13 protein-coding genes are annotated in these 13,135 nt (G+C 63.0%); 8 read left to right on the forward strand and 5 right to left on the reverse strand.

Annotated elements, in window-relative coordinates; all coding sequences use genetic code 11:
• Positions 1-384 precede the first annotated feature (384 nt).
• Positions 385-2,001: an L-aspartate oxidase gene (nadB, locus tag AC07SI_RS21825; RefSeq protein ID WP_495006491.1), complete on the forward strand. Its 1,617-nt coding sequence runs from the start codon at positions 385-387 to the stop codon at positions 1,999-2,001.
• Here the strand turns inward: nadB and AC07SI_RS21830 are convergent.
• The gene (locus AC07SI_RS21830) at positions 1,970-2,416 is read right to left on the reverse strand and encodes a protein YgfX (protein ID WP_495006492.1); all 447 of its coding nucleotides are present in this window, start codon (positions 2,414-2,416) and stop codon (positions 1,970-1,972) included. The two genes, nadB and AC07SI_RS21830, sit on opposite strands and share 32 nt — an antisense overlap.
• Entirely contained in the window at positions 2,400-2,654 is a 255-nt protein-coding gene (locus tag AC07SI_RS21835) for an FAD assembly factor SdhE (RefSeq protein WP_010563680.1), read from the reverse strand. Before AC07SI_RS21835 ends, AC07SI_RS21830 begins: the two co-directional genes overlap by 17 nt.
• A 140-nt stretch (positions 2,655-2,794) precedes the next feature.
• On the opposite strand from AC07SI_RS21835, the gene ygfZ reads away from it, so the two are divergent.
• Both ygfZ and AC07SI_RS21845 read left to right on the forward strand, forming a co-directional pair.
• Positions 2,795-3,736, forward strand: a complete 942-nt coding sequence (gene ygfZ, locus AC07SI_RS21840) for a CAF17-like 4Fe-4S cluster assembly/insertion protein YgfZ (protein ID WP_120447841.1) — start codon at positions 2,795-2,797, stop codon at positions 3,734-3,736.
• A 36-nt stretch (positions 3,737-3,772) separates the two neighbouring features.
• The gene (locus AC07SI_RS21845; protein WP_065899408.1) at positions 3,773-4,594 is read left to right on the forward strand and encodes an HDOD domain-containing protein; all 822 of its coding nucleotides are present in this window, start codon (positions 3,773-3,775) and stop codon (positions 4,592-4,594) included.
• Here AC07SI_RS21845 and AC07SI_RS21850 read toward each other — a convergent pair whose 3' ends face one another.
• Complete coding sequence (locus AC07SI_RS21850) at positions 4,595-5,980, reverse strand: sensor histidine kinase (protein ID WP_065899409.1); 1,386 nt, start codon at positions 5,978-5,980, stop codon at positions 4,595-4,597. It lies immediately after the preceding gene.
• Positions 5,973-6,644, reverse strand: a complete 672-nt coding sequence (locus AC07SI_RS21855) for a response regulator (protein ID WP_010212220.1) — start codon at positions 6,642-6,644, stop codon at positions 5,973-5,975. Before AC07SI_RS21855 ends, AC07SI_RS21850 begins: the two co-directional genes overlap by 8 nt.
• Positions 6,645-6,879: 235 nt before the next feature.
• On the opposite strand from AC07SI_RS21855, the gene AC07SI_RS21860 reads away from it, so the two are divergent.
• From AC07SI_RS21860 to AC07SI_RS21880, 5 genes are all read left to right on the forward strand, one after another.
• On the forward strand, positions 6,880-8,172 hold the full coding sequence (locus AC07SI_RS21860) for an OprD family porin (RefSeq protein ID WP_065899410.1): 1,293 nt from the start codon (positions 6,880-6,882) through the stop codon (positions 8,170-8,172).
• 33 nt (positions 8,173-8,205) lie between these two features.
• Positions 8,206-9,189: a Bug family tripartite tricarboxylate transporter substrate binding protein gene (locus AC07SI_RS21865; RefSeq protein ID WP_065899411.1), complete on the forward strand. Its 984-nt coding sequence runs from the start codon at positions 8,206-8,208 to the stop codon at positions 9,187-9,189.
• 129 nt (positions 9,190-9,318) lie between these two features.
• Entirely contained in the window at positions 9,319-9,777 is a 459-nt protein-coding gene (locus AC07SI_RS21870) for a tripartite tricarboxylate transporter TctB family protein (protein ID WP_065899412.1), read from the forward strand.
• Between the two features lies 1 nt (position 9,778).
• A complete protein-coding gene (locus AC07SI_RS21875) occupies positions 9,779-11,293 on the forward strand; it encodes a tripartite tricarboxylate transporter permease (protein ID WP_065899413.1) in 1,515 nt (504 codons plus the stop codon).
• On the forward strand, positions 11,286-12,314 hold the full coding sequence (locus tag AC07SI_RS21880; RefSeq protein WP_495006493.1) for an AbrB family transcriptional regulator: 1,029 nt from the start codon (positions 11,286-11,288) through the stop codon (positions 12,312-12,314). The genes AC07SI_RS21875 and AC07SI_RS21880 overlap by 8 nt, the downstream gene beginning before the upstream one ends.
• Before the next feature lie 100 nt (positions 12,315-12,414).
• Here AC07SI_RS21880 and ung read toward each other — a convergent pair whose 3' ends face one another.
• Positions 12,415-13,107, reverse strand: a complete 693-nt coding sequence (gene ung / locus AC07SI_RS21885; RefSeq protein ID WP_065899415.1) for a uracil-DNA glycosylase — start codon at positions 13,105-13,107, stop codon at positions 12,415-12,417.
• Between the last annotated feature and the right edge of the window lie 28 nt (positions 13,108-13,135).

Raw genomic sequence — 13,135 nt, forward strand, 5'->3', positions numbered from 1 at the left:
AAGTTCTCCCCCTCCAAGCAAGTTTCCGGCATGCACTGATTTGGCACACACGAAAAACGCAGCACGGGCAATGCCGACTGCGCGAATAATCTTGTCGTCGGTTTTCTGACGCGTCCAATGCTCCCGACGGGCCAATAAACTCAACGTTTTCCCAGCTTTCGGGCAACCTGCTATTGAGTCGGGGCTTATGCAAAAAGTTCCCATCTCAATAACCAGCCGATTTTAACCCGAGCCGCGCACCGTAATCTCACATTGCCACGAATGCCCGGCTATTGTGCCGCTCCCCCCCTCTATATACTAGTGGCCCGTGTGACCCTTTGATTCGCCGATCCGGGCGTCCTGTTTGCGCCAACCCTGTGGATCGCTTTTTGCGGAATCCTTCAAATGAGCCAACAGTTTCAACACGATGTGCTGGTGATCGGTAGCGGCGCGGCCGGCTTGAGCCTTGCGCTGACCCTCCCACGCCACCTGCGAATTGCCGTACTGAGCAAAGGCGACCTGGCCAACGGTTCGACTTTCTGGGCCCAGGGCGGTGTCGCCGCCGTGCTGGACGACACCGATACGGTGCAGTCCCACGTCGAAGACACCCTCAACGCCGGCGGCGGCCTGTGCAACGAGGACGCAGTGCGCTTCACCGTCGAGCACAGCCGCGAGGCGATCCAGTGGTTGATCGACCAAGGCGTGCCCTTCACCCGTGACGAGCACGCAGGCACTGACGACGGCGGCTTCGAATTCCACTTGACCCGTGAAGGCGGCCACAGCCACCGCCGTATCATCCACGCCGCCGATGCAACCGGCGCGGCCATCTTCAAGACCTTGCTCGAACAGGCACGCCAACGCCCCAACATCGAATTGCTGGAGCAACGCGTCGCCGTCGACCTGATCACCGAAAAGCGCCTGGGCCTGGCGGGCGAACGCTGCCTCGGCGCCTACGTGCTCAACCGCGCCAGCGGCGAAGTCGACACCTATGGTGCGCGCTTCACGATCCTGGCGTCCGGCGGTGCAGCCAAGGTCTACCTCTATACCAGCAACCCCGACGGCGCCTGTGGCGACGGCATCGCCATGGCCTGGCGTTCGGGTTGCCGGGTGGCCAACCTGGAATTCAACCAGTTCCACCCCACCTGCCTGTATCACCCCCAGGCCAAGAGTTTCCTGATCACCGAGGCCCTGCGTGGCGAAGGTGCGCACTTGAAACTGCCGAACGGCGAACGTTTCATGCAGCGCTTCGACCCACGCGCCGAGTTGGCCCCGCGCGATATCGTCGCCCGCGCCATCGACCACGAGATGAAGCGCCTGGGCATCGACTGCGTCTACCTGGACATCAGCCACAAGCCCGAAGCCTTCATCAAGACGCACTTCCCCACCGTCTACGAGCGCTGCCTGGCCTTCAATATCGACATCACCAAAGGCCCGATCCCGGTGGTACCCGCCGCGCACTACACCTGCGGCGGCGTGATGGTCGACCAGCAAGGCCGTACGGACGTGCCCGGGCTGTATGCGATTGGCGAAACCAGCTTCACCGGCCTGCACGGCGCCAACCGCATGGCCAGCAACTCGCTGCTCGAATGCTTCGTCTACGCCCGCTCGGCGGCGGCGGACATTCTCGAACAGCTGCCGCGTATCCCCGTGCCGGCCGCCCTGCCCCACTGGGACGCCAGCCAGGTCACCGATTCGGACGAAGACGTGATCATTGCCCACAACTGGGACGAGCTGCGGCGCTTCATGTGGGACTACGTGGGGATCGTGCGCACCAATAAACGCCTGGCACGCGCTCAGCACCGGGTGCGGTTGCTGCTGGATGAGATTGATGAGTTCTACAGCAACTATAAAGTCAGCCGTGACCTGATCGAATTGCGCAACCTGGCCCAGGTGGCGGAGTTGATGATCCGCTCGGCCATGGAGCGCAAGGAGAGCCGGGGCCTGCATTACACCCTCGACTACCCGCAGATGCTGCCCGAGGCGCGCGACACTATTCTGGTGCCAACCACCTACGCCGGCTGAACTTCAGGCGAACCCGCAGGTGCCGGTGTACATCGGCGGCCTGCGAATCCCTCGGCACGCAGAGTGAACGCACGCGCCATTGGCCCTTCAGCCGATAGCGCAGCACCACGATCAGCGGCAACGCCAGGCTGTCGGGACGCAATTGCACACTGTGCCAGCCCAGCTCGTCGCTGAATAACTGCCAGCCGTCTTCGTCACGGCGCAGGCCACGAATCGACGAACGGTGAGTCAACAGGATATGGCGCGGTAAAACCCAGGCGGCGTGAGCCAGGCACACCAGCATGCCCAGACTGGCGAACGGTAGATCCACCACCAACAGGGCACCCAAGGCGAACGCCTGGGCAAGAAGATACGCCGCCAGCAAGAGCCGCGAGGCCTGCCAGCGGCATTCAAAACGATTACTTGGGTTGTACACGGTCCAGAATCATGCGGACCATGCGCTGCAGCTCCGGGTCTTCCGACTCGGCACGCTCCATGAACCAGCCGAACATGTCCTGGTCTTCGCACTCCAGCAGGCGGACATAGACGTTGCGATCCACCTCATTAAGGGTTGAATAGACCTCTCTGACGAATGGCACCAGCAACACGTCCAGTTCAAGCATGCCGCGACGGCTGTGCCAGTAGAGGCGATTGAGTTCTACATCTTCGACCATGGAGCGCTCCTCAAATAGAGCGCGAGTATACAGGCCGAACGGCACCGGAACAGTCGGCTTTGGTCGCCCCATACGGAAACTATCCATTTGCCGGGCGCCCCTCTATGATGCACCCATGACTTTTTGACCTGCGATGACCCATGGCTGACTCTGCTTTCTTCTGCCCCCTGTCCCACGAAGGCGTTCTCGCCGTCCGTGGTTCCGACGCTGCCAAATTCCTGCAGGGCCAACTGACCTGCAACCTCAATTACCTGAGCGACACGCAGGCCAGTCTCGGCGCGCGCTGTACGCAAAAAGGCCGGATGCAATCGAGTTTTCGCATTGTGTTGCAAGGTGACGGCGTGCTGCTGGCGATGGCCACCGAGTTGCTGGAGCCGCAACTGGCGGACCTGAAGAAATACGCCGTGTTCTCCAAATCCAAGCTCACCGACGAAAGCGCCGCCTGGGTGCGTTTCGGCCTGGCCGAAGCCGATCAGGTCCTCGCCAGCCTGGGTCTGGAACTGCCGGCCGACACCGACAGTGTTGCCCGCACCGACCACTTGATCGCCATTCGCGTGTCGCCCGGCCGCAGTGAGCTCTGGGTCCCCGCCGAGCATGCCGATGCCGTGCGCAGCCAATTGGCCACGCAATTGAAACAAGCAGACTTGAATGAATGGCTGCTGGGCCAGGTCCGCGCCGGGATCGGCCAGGTCATGCCCCAGACGCGCGAGCTGTTCATACCGCAGATGCTCAACCTGCAAGCCGTGGGCGGCGTCAGCTTCAAGAAAGGCTGCTACACCGGCCAGGAAATCGTCGCGCGCATGCAGTACCTGGGCAAACTCAAGCGCCGCCTGTACCGCTTGAGCCTCAATGCGGCGCAAATGCCCGAGCCAGGCACCCCGCTGTTTTCCCCCAGCCACAACAGCGCCATTGGCGAGGTGGTGATTGCGGCAAAAGCGGACCAGGTGATTGAACTTCTGGCCGTGTTGCAAGCCGAAGCAGCCGATAGTGGCGATGTGCATCTTGGCACCCTGGAAGGCCCCGGTTTACAGCTGCTCGACCTGCCTTACCAACTCGACCGTGATCGAGAGATCCAGCGTTAGTCGCCGTACCTTTTTGCAACACCCTAGAGATCATGAATGAACAAGCTGGCGGAAAAAGTCCAACAGGCGTTGGTGACGGCCATCGACAACGATGACCTGGTTCTGCCGACATTGCCGGAAGTCGCCCTGAACATCCGTCAGGCCGCCGAAGACCCGGACATCAGCATCAGCCACTTGAGCAAGGTAATCGGTCGTGACACCGCGCTGTCGGCGCGCCTGATCAAAGTGGTAAACAGTCCGCTGTTGCGCGCGACCCAGGAAGTCACCGACCTGCACACCGCCATCACGCGGCTGGGCACCAACTACAGCAGTAACCTGGCCATCGGCCTGGTGATGGAACAGATCTTCCACGCCCGCTCCGAAGCCGTCGAACAGAAGATGCGCGATGTATGGCGCCGCAGCCTGGAAGTGGCCGGCGTGAGTTACGCCTTGTGCCGCAGCCACAGCCTGCTCAAGCCCGACCAGGCAGCCCTCGGCGGCCTGGTGCACCAGATCGGCGTGCTGCCGATCCTGACCTACGCCGAAGACCACTACGAGTTGCTCTCGGACCCGGTCAGCCTCAACCACGTGATCGACAGCATCCACCCACTGCTCGGCGACAAACTGCTCGGTGGCTGGGACTTCCCGGAAATGCTGGCAAAGTTGCCGGGACAATATTTGAACCTGGAGCGCGACTCCGCCAGCCTCGACTACATCGACCTGGTGCAGATCGCAGTGCTGTATTGCCATCGCGGCACCGATCACCCGTTGGCGAGCGTACCGGTGTCCACCCTGCCGGCGATCAAGAAGCTGCGGGTCGACCCCTACAGTGACAGCTTGCGCGCGGAACTGGATGAAGCGCGCTCGATGTTCTATTGATCAACCGGCGATAAAACTCACGCGCACCTTCAACCCCGCCAGCTCGCCATCATGCAGGCTGATCTGCGCCAGATGCGCGCGGCAGATTTCGCCGACGATCGCCAGCCCCAGGCCTGAACCCATGCCCTGCTGGCTGCGTCGGTAGAAGCGTTCGAACACCCGGTCGCGCTCATCCAGCGGGATGCCCGGGCCATCATCCTCCACTTCCAGCACCGCCGGCGCCGTCACCCGCAGGATCACGTTGCCGCCGGGCGGCGTGTGCGCCAGGGCGTTGTCCACCAGGTTACTCAGCAACTCGTTGAGCAGGGTCGGCTCGCCGCGCAGCCACACCGGCTCGTCGGCCTCCAAGGCCAGCGCCACGCCGCGCGCATGCGCCAGCGGCGCCATGGCCATGCCCAGCTCACGGGCGAGCTGGCTGAGGTCGAGCAACTGCGCGCCGCCTTCGGCAATCGCCCGCGCGCCGTTCTCGATACGCGCCAGGGACAGCAATTGGTTGGCCAGGTGGGTCAGGCGGTCCGTGCCCTGGGCCGCGGTTTCCAGGGTGCTGCGCCAGGTGGCCGGGGCGTCGCTGCGCAGGCCCAGCTCCAGCCGTGCCTTGAGCGCCGCCAGCGGGGTGCGCAGTTCGTGGGCCGCATCGGCGATGAACTGCGCCTGGCGCTCGAACTGGCCGCGCAGGCGCTCGGTGAAGTGGTTGAGGGACCGCACCAGCGGGCCGAACTCATGTTGCACCTCCACCAATGGCAGCGGCCGCAAATCGTCGGGCTGGCGCTCTTCCACCGCCGTGCGCAGGCGCTCCAGCGGGCGCAGTGCCGCACTGACGGCAAACCACACCAACAACAAGGCGCCGATGGCGAGCATGCCCAGGCGCAGCAAGGTGTCGGCCATCAGGCTGCGGGCCATGCTCACGCGCGCTTCATCGGTTTCGGCCACGCGGATTTCCGCCATGCCGTTCATGTTCGGTTCGGACACCGCCTTGAGCAGGCTGACCACCCGCACCGGCTGGCCCAGATACACGGCGTCATAGAAACGCGCCAGTGCCGGGTAATCATCGGTTCGCGGCGTGCCGGGCGGCGGGCCGGGCAGGTTTTCGTAGCCGGAAATCAGCTTTTGGTCGATGTCATTGACCTGGTAATAGATGCGCCCGGCGCTGTCATAGGCGAACGTGTCCAGGGCCACGTAAGGCACATTGGCACTGAGGGTGCCGTCCACCTGGGTCAGGCCCGCGGCGATGGTACGGGCCGAGGCCAACAGGGTGCGGTCATAGGCGGTATCGGCGGCCTCGCGGCCATTCCAGTAAGCGCTCATGCCGCTGGCCAGCATCAGCAGCACCAGCAACAGCGCCAGGTTCCACAGCAGGCGCCAGCGCAGGCTGCTGGGCTTATGCATCGCGCGCTTCCAGCAGGTAGCCGAGACCGCGAAAGGTCACAATGGCGATGGGCTGGCCATCGAGTTTCTTGCGCAGGCGGTGCACGTAGATTTCGATGGCATCCGGGCTCGCCTCTTCGTCCAGGCCGAACACCTGCGAGGCGAGTTGCTCTTTGCTCATCACCCTGCCCGGTCGCGCGATCAGTGCTTCAAGCACCGCTTGCTCACGGGAGGTCAGGGTCATCAGTTCGCCGCCGACCGTGAAGCGGCGGGTGTCGAGGTCATAGACCAGCACACCACACGCCTGCTGGCGCTCGCCGCCCAGCACGCTGCGCCGCAGCAGCGCCTTGACCCGCGCCTCCAGTTCCGTCAGTTCGAACGGCTTGGCCAAATAGTCGTCGGCGCCAAGGTTCAGGCCATGCACGCGGTCTTTCACATCGCTGCGCGCGGTCAACATCAACACCGGCAGGTTTTTTCCACGGGCGCGCAACCGCGCCAGCACTTCGAATCCGTCCATGCGCGGCAGGCCTACGTCGAGGATCGCCGCCGCGTATTCCTCGCTGCTCAAGGCCAGGTCCGCGGCCACGCCATCGTGCAACACATCGACAGTCAAACCCGTGCTCTTGAGCGCCTGGGCGACGCTTTCAGCGAGCTGCAGATGGTCTTCAACCAGGAGGACACGCATGGACTTCTACCTCGTTCGGGCATGGCCGACGCCACGCTTTGCGGGGCAGTTTACAGGCGCCGCCTGGCCTGTGAAGCCCGAAAACATTGAAAGACAACTGAAAGGTTAGTGAAAGCTTCGCCCTTTAGCATCCAGCCACGGTGGGTCATGCCCATCGAGCTACCTGATCCGTAGCGCCCGAAAAACGCCTCGAAGCGTTTTCGCCAAAATAAGAACAATAACGGAGTACCCAACGATGCTGTCGACACAGCCCCAGGCTTGCCCGCCTGTTCGTTCTTCTCGCCTGACCCACACCGCCCTTGCCAGTGCCGCTGCCCTCGCCGGCTTTGCGCCGCTCAGCCAGGCTGCCTTCTTCGAAGACAGCAGCGCGACCCTGGAAACCCGCAACATGTACTTCAACCGCGACTTTCGCGACGGCACAAGTGCGCAGCAATCCAAGCGCGACGAATGGGCCCAGGGGTTCATGCTCAACCTGCAATCGGGCTACACCGACGGCACCGTCGGCTTTGGCGTGGATGCGTTGGGCATGCTCGGGGTCAAGCTCGACTCCAGCCCCGACCGCACCGGCACCGGCCTGCTGCCGACCCATGACGATGGCCGCGCCGCCAACGAGTACTCTAAGCTGGGCCTGACCGGCAAAGTGAAAATCTCTGCCACCGAGTTGAAGATCGGGGCGCTGATCCCTGAACTGCCGATCCTCAAGCCCAACGACGGGCGCATCCTGCCGCAGACCTTCAACGGCGGTCTGCTGACCTCCAAGGAATTCAAGAACCTGGTGTTCACCGCAGGCCGGCTCGACAAGGCCAAGGACCGCGACGACACCAACTACGAGGACATCGCCCTCAATAACAAGAACAGCCGCTTCCTCAGTGGCGCCACCGGCAAGCACTTCAACTTTGGCGGTGCCGACTACAAGTTCGCCGACAAGATCACCGGCAGCTACCACTTCGCCCAGCTCGATGATGTCTACCGCCAGCACTTCCTCGGCCTGGTCGCTGCGCGCCCGATGGGCCCCGGGACCTTCGCCACCGACCTGCGCCTGGCGATCAGCGATGACACCGGCAGTGCCCGTGGCGGCAAGATCGACAACCAATCCCTCAACGGCCTGTTCAGCTATGCGCTCAATGGCCATAAGCTCAGCGCCGGTTATCAGCACATGTCCGGTGACAGTGCCTTCCCGTATGTGGATGGCAGCGATCCGTACCTGGTCAACTTCGTGCAGATCAACGATTTCGCCGGCGCTGAAGAGCGCTCCTGGCAAGCGCGTTACGACTACGACTTCGCCAAACTGGGGATTCCCGGCCTGAGCTTCATGAGCCGTTACCTCTCGGGTGACAACATCAAGCTCAAGAACGGCGAGACCGGCAAGGAGTGGGAACGCAACAGCGAGATCCGCTACGTGGTGCAAAGCGGCACGTTCAAGGATGTATCGGTGCGCCTGCGCAACGCGACTTATCGTTCCAACTATTCAGCCCGTGATGCGGATGAAATGCGCCTGCTGGTCAGCTATAGCGTCGCGCTTTGGTAGTAACAACTCATAACAACAAAGACGGAGATCATCATGACCCCTTCACTGCGTAAATTGGCCCTCGCCGCCGGCTGCATGCTGTTCGCCGGCCAACTGCTGGCCGCCGACGAGCCCAAGCGCCCGGAATGCATCGCACCGGCCTCCCCGGGCGGCGGTTTTGACCTGACCTGCAAACTGGCGCAAAGCGCGCTGGTCAATGAAAAGCTGCTGAGCAAGCCGATGCGCGTGACCTACATGCCTGGTGGCGTGGGCGCGGTGGCCTACAACGCGGTGGTCGCGCAGCGCCCGGCGGACGCCGGCACCCTGGTGGCCTGGTCCAGTGGCTCGCTGCTGAACCTGGCCCAGGGCAAGTTCGGTCGCTTCGATGAGAGCGCCGTGCGCTGGCTGGCAGCGGTCGGCACCAGCTACGGGGCCATCGCGGTGAAAGCCGATTCGCCCTACAAGACCCTCGACGATCTGGTCAAAGCCCTGAAGAAAGATCCGGGCAGCGTCGTGATCGGCTCCGGCGGTACCGTCGGCAGCCAGGACTGGATGCAAACCGCGCTGATCGCCAAGGCCGCCGGGATCAACCCGCGTGAGCTGCGTTATGTGGCCCTCGAGGGCGGCGGTGAAATCGCCACCGCGCTGCTCGGTGGGCATATCCAGGTGGGCAGTACCGACATCTCCGACTCCATGCCGCACATTCTCAGCGGTGACATGCGCCTGCTCGCGGTGTTCTCCGAACAGCGCCTGGACGAGCCGGAAATGAAGAATATTCCGACCGCCAAGGAGCAAGGCTACGACATCGTCTGGCCGGTGGTGCGTGGCTTCTACCTCGGGCCGAAAGTCAGCGATGCCGACTACGCCTGGTGGAAGGATGCCTTCGACAAACTGCTGGCCTCCGACGAGTTCGCCAAGCTGCGTGACCAGCGCGAGCTGTTCCCGTTCGCCATGACCGGCCCGGAGCTGGACACCTACGTGAAGAAGCAGGTGGCTGACTACAAAGTGCTGGCCAAAGAGTTCGGCCTGATCCAGTAATCGCCCCTCTGTGGGAGCGGGCTTGCCCGCGAAAAACGTCAACGACGACGCGTGCTGCTGGACACACGCGGCGTCCGGGCATTTTTCGCGAGCAGTGTCGCGCCTGCAAAAGTGGCCCAGGAGTTTCCTATGCTCTTACAACGCATTTTCGCCTCGGTGATGTTGCTGGTCTGTGCCGGCCTCGCCCTGATGGCCTGGCCGTATCAGGCGGCATTTTCCTACGAGCCGGTCGGCCCTCGCGCCTACCCGCTGCTGATGCTCGGGCTGATGAGCCTGGGGCTGATCTACATGCTGTTTCGCCCACAGCCGACCAAGCACACCGAGGAAGAACCCGCGCTGGACCGCCAGACCCTGATCAAGATCGGCGTCTGCGTGGCCCTGCTGATTGTGTTTGCCGGCACCTTCGAACCACTGGGTTTCATCCTCAGCAGCATGCTGATCGGTATCCCCATGGCGCGCCTGTATGGCGGCCGCTGGTTGCCCAGCGTGGTGATCGTCAGCCTGATGGCCATTGGTCTTTATCTGCTGTTCGATAAAGCCATGGATGTTCCGCTGCCCCTCGGCCTGCTCGACGTTCTGGAGAACTGACATGGATACTTTTGGCTATTTGGGCCAGGGCTTCGGCGTTGCGCTGTCCCCCTACAACCTGGTGACCGCGCTGTGCGGCACCTTGATCGGCACCGTGGTTGGCCTGTTGCCGGGCTTGGGCCCGATCAACGGCGTGGCGTTGTTGATCCCGATCGCTTTCGCGTTGGGCCTGCCGCCGGAATCGGCGCTGATCCTGCTCGCCGCCGTGTACCTGGGTTGCGAATACGGCGGCCGTATCAGCTCGATCCTGCTGAACATCCCGGGCGAGGCGTCCACCGTGATGACCACCCTCGACGGCTACCCGATGGCCCGCAAAGGCCTGGCCGGTGTGGCACTGTCGTTGTCGGCATGGAGCTCGTTCATCGGCGCGTTTATCGCCACCTGCGGCATGGTGCTGTTTGCACCGCTGCTGGCCAAATGGGCGATTGCCTTTGGTCCGGCGGAATATTTCGTCCTGATGGTGTTCGCGATTGTCTGCCTGGGCGGCATGGCCGGCGACAAACCGCTGAAAACCTTCGTCGCGGCGCTGATCGGCCTGTTTCTCTCGGCGGTGGGCATTGATGCCAACAGCGGCGTCTACCGTTTTACCGGCGATAACATCCACCTGACCGACGGCATCCAGTTCGTCGTGCTGGTGCTGGGCTTGTTCTCCATCAGCGAGATCCTGTTGCTGCTGGAAAAAACCCACCGTGGCCAGGAAGCGGTCAAGGCCACCGGACGGATGATGTTCAACCTGAAGGAAGCGTCTGCGGTGTTTGTAGTGAACATCCGTTGCGGCCTGCTTGGTTTCATCATGGGCGTACTGCCAGGTGCCGGCGCGACCTTGGCCTCGGCCGTGGCCTACATGACCGAGAAACGCCTGGCCGGTGCCAGCGGCAAATTTGGCCAGGGCGACATGCGCGGCCTGGCCGCCCCGGAAACCGCGATCGGCGCTTCCGCCTGCGGCGCGCTGGTGCCGATGCTGACCCTAGGTGTACCGGGTTCGGGCACCACGGCGGTGATGATCGGCGCCTTGTCGCTGTACAACATCACGCCGGGCCCACTGCTGTTCCAACAGCAACCGGACATCGTCTGGGGCCTGATCGCCTCGTTGTTCATCGCCAACATCATGCTGGTGATCCTCAACATCCCGATGATCCGCATTTTCACGCGCATCCTCGCCGTGCCGAACTGGGCGCTGGTGCCGGTGATCGCGATCATCACCGCGATTGGTGTGTACGCGGTCCACGCCACCACCTTCGACCTGTTCCTGATGGTCGGCATCGGCATCTTCGGCTACATCCTGCGCAAGCTGGACTTCCCGCTGTCGCCGGTACTGTTGGGCTTTATCCTCGGTGGCCTGATGGAGCAGAACCTGCGCCGCGCGCTGTCGATCTCCAACGGTGCGCTGGACATCCTCTGGTCGAGCCCGATCACCTTCGGTGTGTGGGTACTGACAGCGCTGATGCTGGCCTTCCCACTGGTGCGCATCTACCGCAAACGTGCCCTGCAGCGTCGTGCCGTGGCTGATGTCTGAGGTCACCTTCAAACAATGGTGGGGAACACCGCTGGTCGGCCTGGCCGGCGGTTACCTGGCCAGCCTGGTTGGCTGGCCGTTGCCGTACATGGTCGGCTCGTTACTGGCGATCATCCTGGTGCGCTGCCTCACGCCGTGGCAATTGGCGGAAATTCCCGGCGGGCGCAAATGCGGCCAATGGGTGGTGGGGATCGGCATCGGCCTGCACTTCACCCCGGTGGTGATCGAGCAGGTGATGAGCCACTTCGGCCTGATCTTCTTCGGCGCGCTGGTCACCAGCCTGTCGAGCATCGTCGGCGTGTGGTTGATGCGCCGCAGTGGCGAAGACCGCGCCACCGCGTTTTTCTCGAGCATGCCGGGCGGCTCCGGAGAGATGGTCAACCTCGGCGCGCGCAATGGCGCGGTACTCAGCCGGGTCGCGGCGGGGCAGAGTTTGCGCGTGCTGGTGGTGGTGCTGTGCGTGCCGGCAATCTTCAAGTACCTGCTTGAAGGCGGCGCGCCGCAGTTTCATCCGGCACCGGTCAGTTGGGCATGGCTGGCGTTGTTGTTTCCGCTCGGGGCGTTGGTAGCCTGGGGATGGCAACGCTTGCGCCAGCCAAACCCGTGGCTGTTCGGCCCGTTGCTGGTGAGTGCGACGGCCAGCGTGGTGTGGGACCTGCACATCGGCCTGCCCGACGGCGGCAGCCAGATGGGTCAATGGCTGATCGGCAGCGGCCTGGGTTGCCACTTCAACCGTCAGTTCTTTCGCCGCGCGCCGTCGTTCATGGGCCGCACCTTGATCGGCACGGCCCTGACCATGGCGCTGGCGACTTTGGCGGCAGTGGGCTTGAGCGCCTTGACCCATCTGGACCTGCGCTCATTGACCCTGGGCATGATGCCTGGCGGCATTGCCGAAATGAGCCTCACGGCCGAGACCCTGCAACTGTCGGTGCCGTTGGTGACGGCAATGCAGGTGATGCGCTTGCTATTTGTGCTGTTCCTGGCGGAGCCGCTGTTCCGGCACTGGAACCGCCGTGTCTAGGCGCCGGCTTGCCGACGCTGGCGCTGGCTCCGTCGACAACTTGGTTGGCTGACACACTGCAATCGCCGGCAAGCCGGCGCCTGCAGTGGGGTGGCGAGGGTTAGAGCGGTGGCAACCGCCATTCAATCGGCGTCTCGCCATTTTGCTCAAGAAACTTGTTGGTGCGGCTGAAATGCCCGCAGCCCAGAAACCCGCGATACGCCGACAACGGCGACGGGTGCACTGAGGTCAGCACCAGGTGCTTGGTGGCATCCACCAGCTTCTGCTTGCCCTGGGCATGCGCGCCCCACAGCAGGAACACCAAGTGCGGCTGGTGTTCGCTGACCACTTCGATAATCCGGTCGGTAAAGAACTGCCAGCCCTTGCCCGCATGGGCATTGGCGTTGGCGCGCTCCACCGTCATGGTGGTGTTGAGCAGCAACACGCCCTGGTCGGCCCAGCTCTGCAGGCAGCCGTGGTTGGGGATGTCGATGTTCAGGTCGCGCTTGAGCTCTTTGTAGATATTGACCAGCGACGGTGGCGTCGGCACGCCCGGCTGCACCGAGAAGCACAAACCATGAGCCTGGCCGGGACCGTGGTACGGGTCCTGGCCGAGGATCACCACCTTGACCTTGTCCAGCGGGGTTGAATTGAGCGCGTTGAAAATCAGCGGGCCAGGCGGATAGATCTCTTTGCCGGCGGCATGTTCCTGGCGCAGGAACTCGCGCAACTCGGCCATGTAGGGCTTCTCGAACTCATCGCGCAGGGCGTGTTTCCAGCTGGGTTCGAGTTTGATACGGTCGCCTTCGGTCATAGTGTGGTCGTCGCCTGAAAAAGAATGG

The organism is Pseudomonas sp. GW821-FHT05D12 (assembly GCF_059419825.1).

Coding starts and splice junctions, on each gene's coding strand:
- AC07SI_RS21875 (WP_065899413.1), top strand. CDS start 9,779: ATGGATACTTTTGGCTATTTGGGCCAGGGCTTCGGCGTTGCGCTGTCC.
- ygfZ (WP_120447841.1), top strand. CDS start 2,795: ATGGCTGACTCTGCTTTCTTCTGCCCCCTGTCCCACGAAGGCGTTCTC.
- AC07SI_RS21880 (WP_495006493.1), top strand. CDS start 11,286: ATGTCTGAGGTCACCTTCAAACAATGGTGGGGAACACCGCTGGTCGGC.
- ung (WP_065899415.1), bottom strand. CDS start 13,107: ATGACCGAAGGCGACCGTATCAAACTCGAACCCAGCTGGAAACACGCC.
- nadB (WP_495006491.1), top strand. CDS start 385: ATGAGCCAACAGTTTCAACACGATGTGCTGGTGATCGGTAGCGGCGCG.
- AC07SI_RS21870 (WP_065899412.1), top strand. CDS start 9,319: ATGCTCTTACAACGCATTTTCGCCTCGGTGATGTTGCTGGTCTGTGCC.
- AC07SI_RS21860 (WP_065899410.1), top strand. CDS start 6,880: ATGCTGTCGACACAGCCCCAGGCTTGCCCGCCTGTTCGTTCTTCTCGC.
- AC07SI_RS21845 (WP_065899408.1), top strand. CDS start 3,773: ATGAACAAGCTGGCGGAAAAAGTCCAACAGGCGTTGGTGACGGCCATC.
- AC07SI_RS21865 (WP_065899411.1), top strand. CDS start 8,206: ATGACCCCTTCACTGCGTAAATTGGCCCTCGCCGCCGGCTGCATGCTG.
- AC07SI_RS21850 (WP_065899409.1), bottom strand. CDS start 5,980: ATGCATAAGCCCAGCAGCCTGCGCTGGCGCCTGCTGTGGAACCTGGCG.
- AC07SI_RS21855 (WP_010212220.1), bottom strand. CDS start 6,644: ATGCGTGTCCTCCTGGTTGAAGACCATCTGCAGCTCGCTGAAAGCGTC.
- AC07SI_RS21835 (WP_010563680.1), bottom strand. CDS start 2,654: ATGGTCGAAGATGTAGAACTCAATCGCCTCTACTGGCACAGCCGTCGC.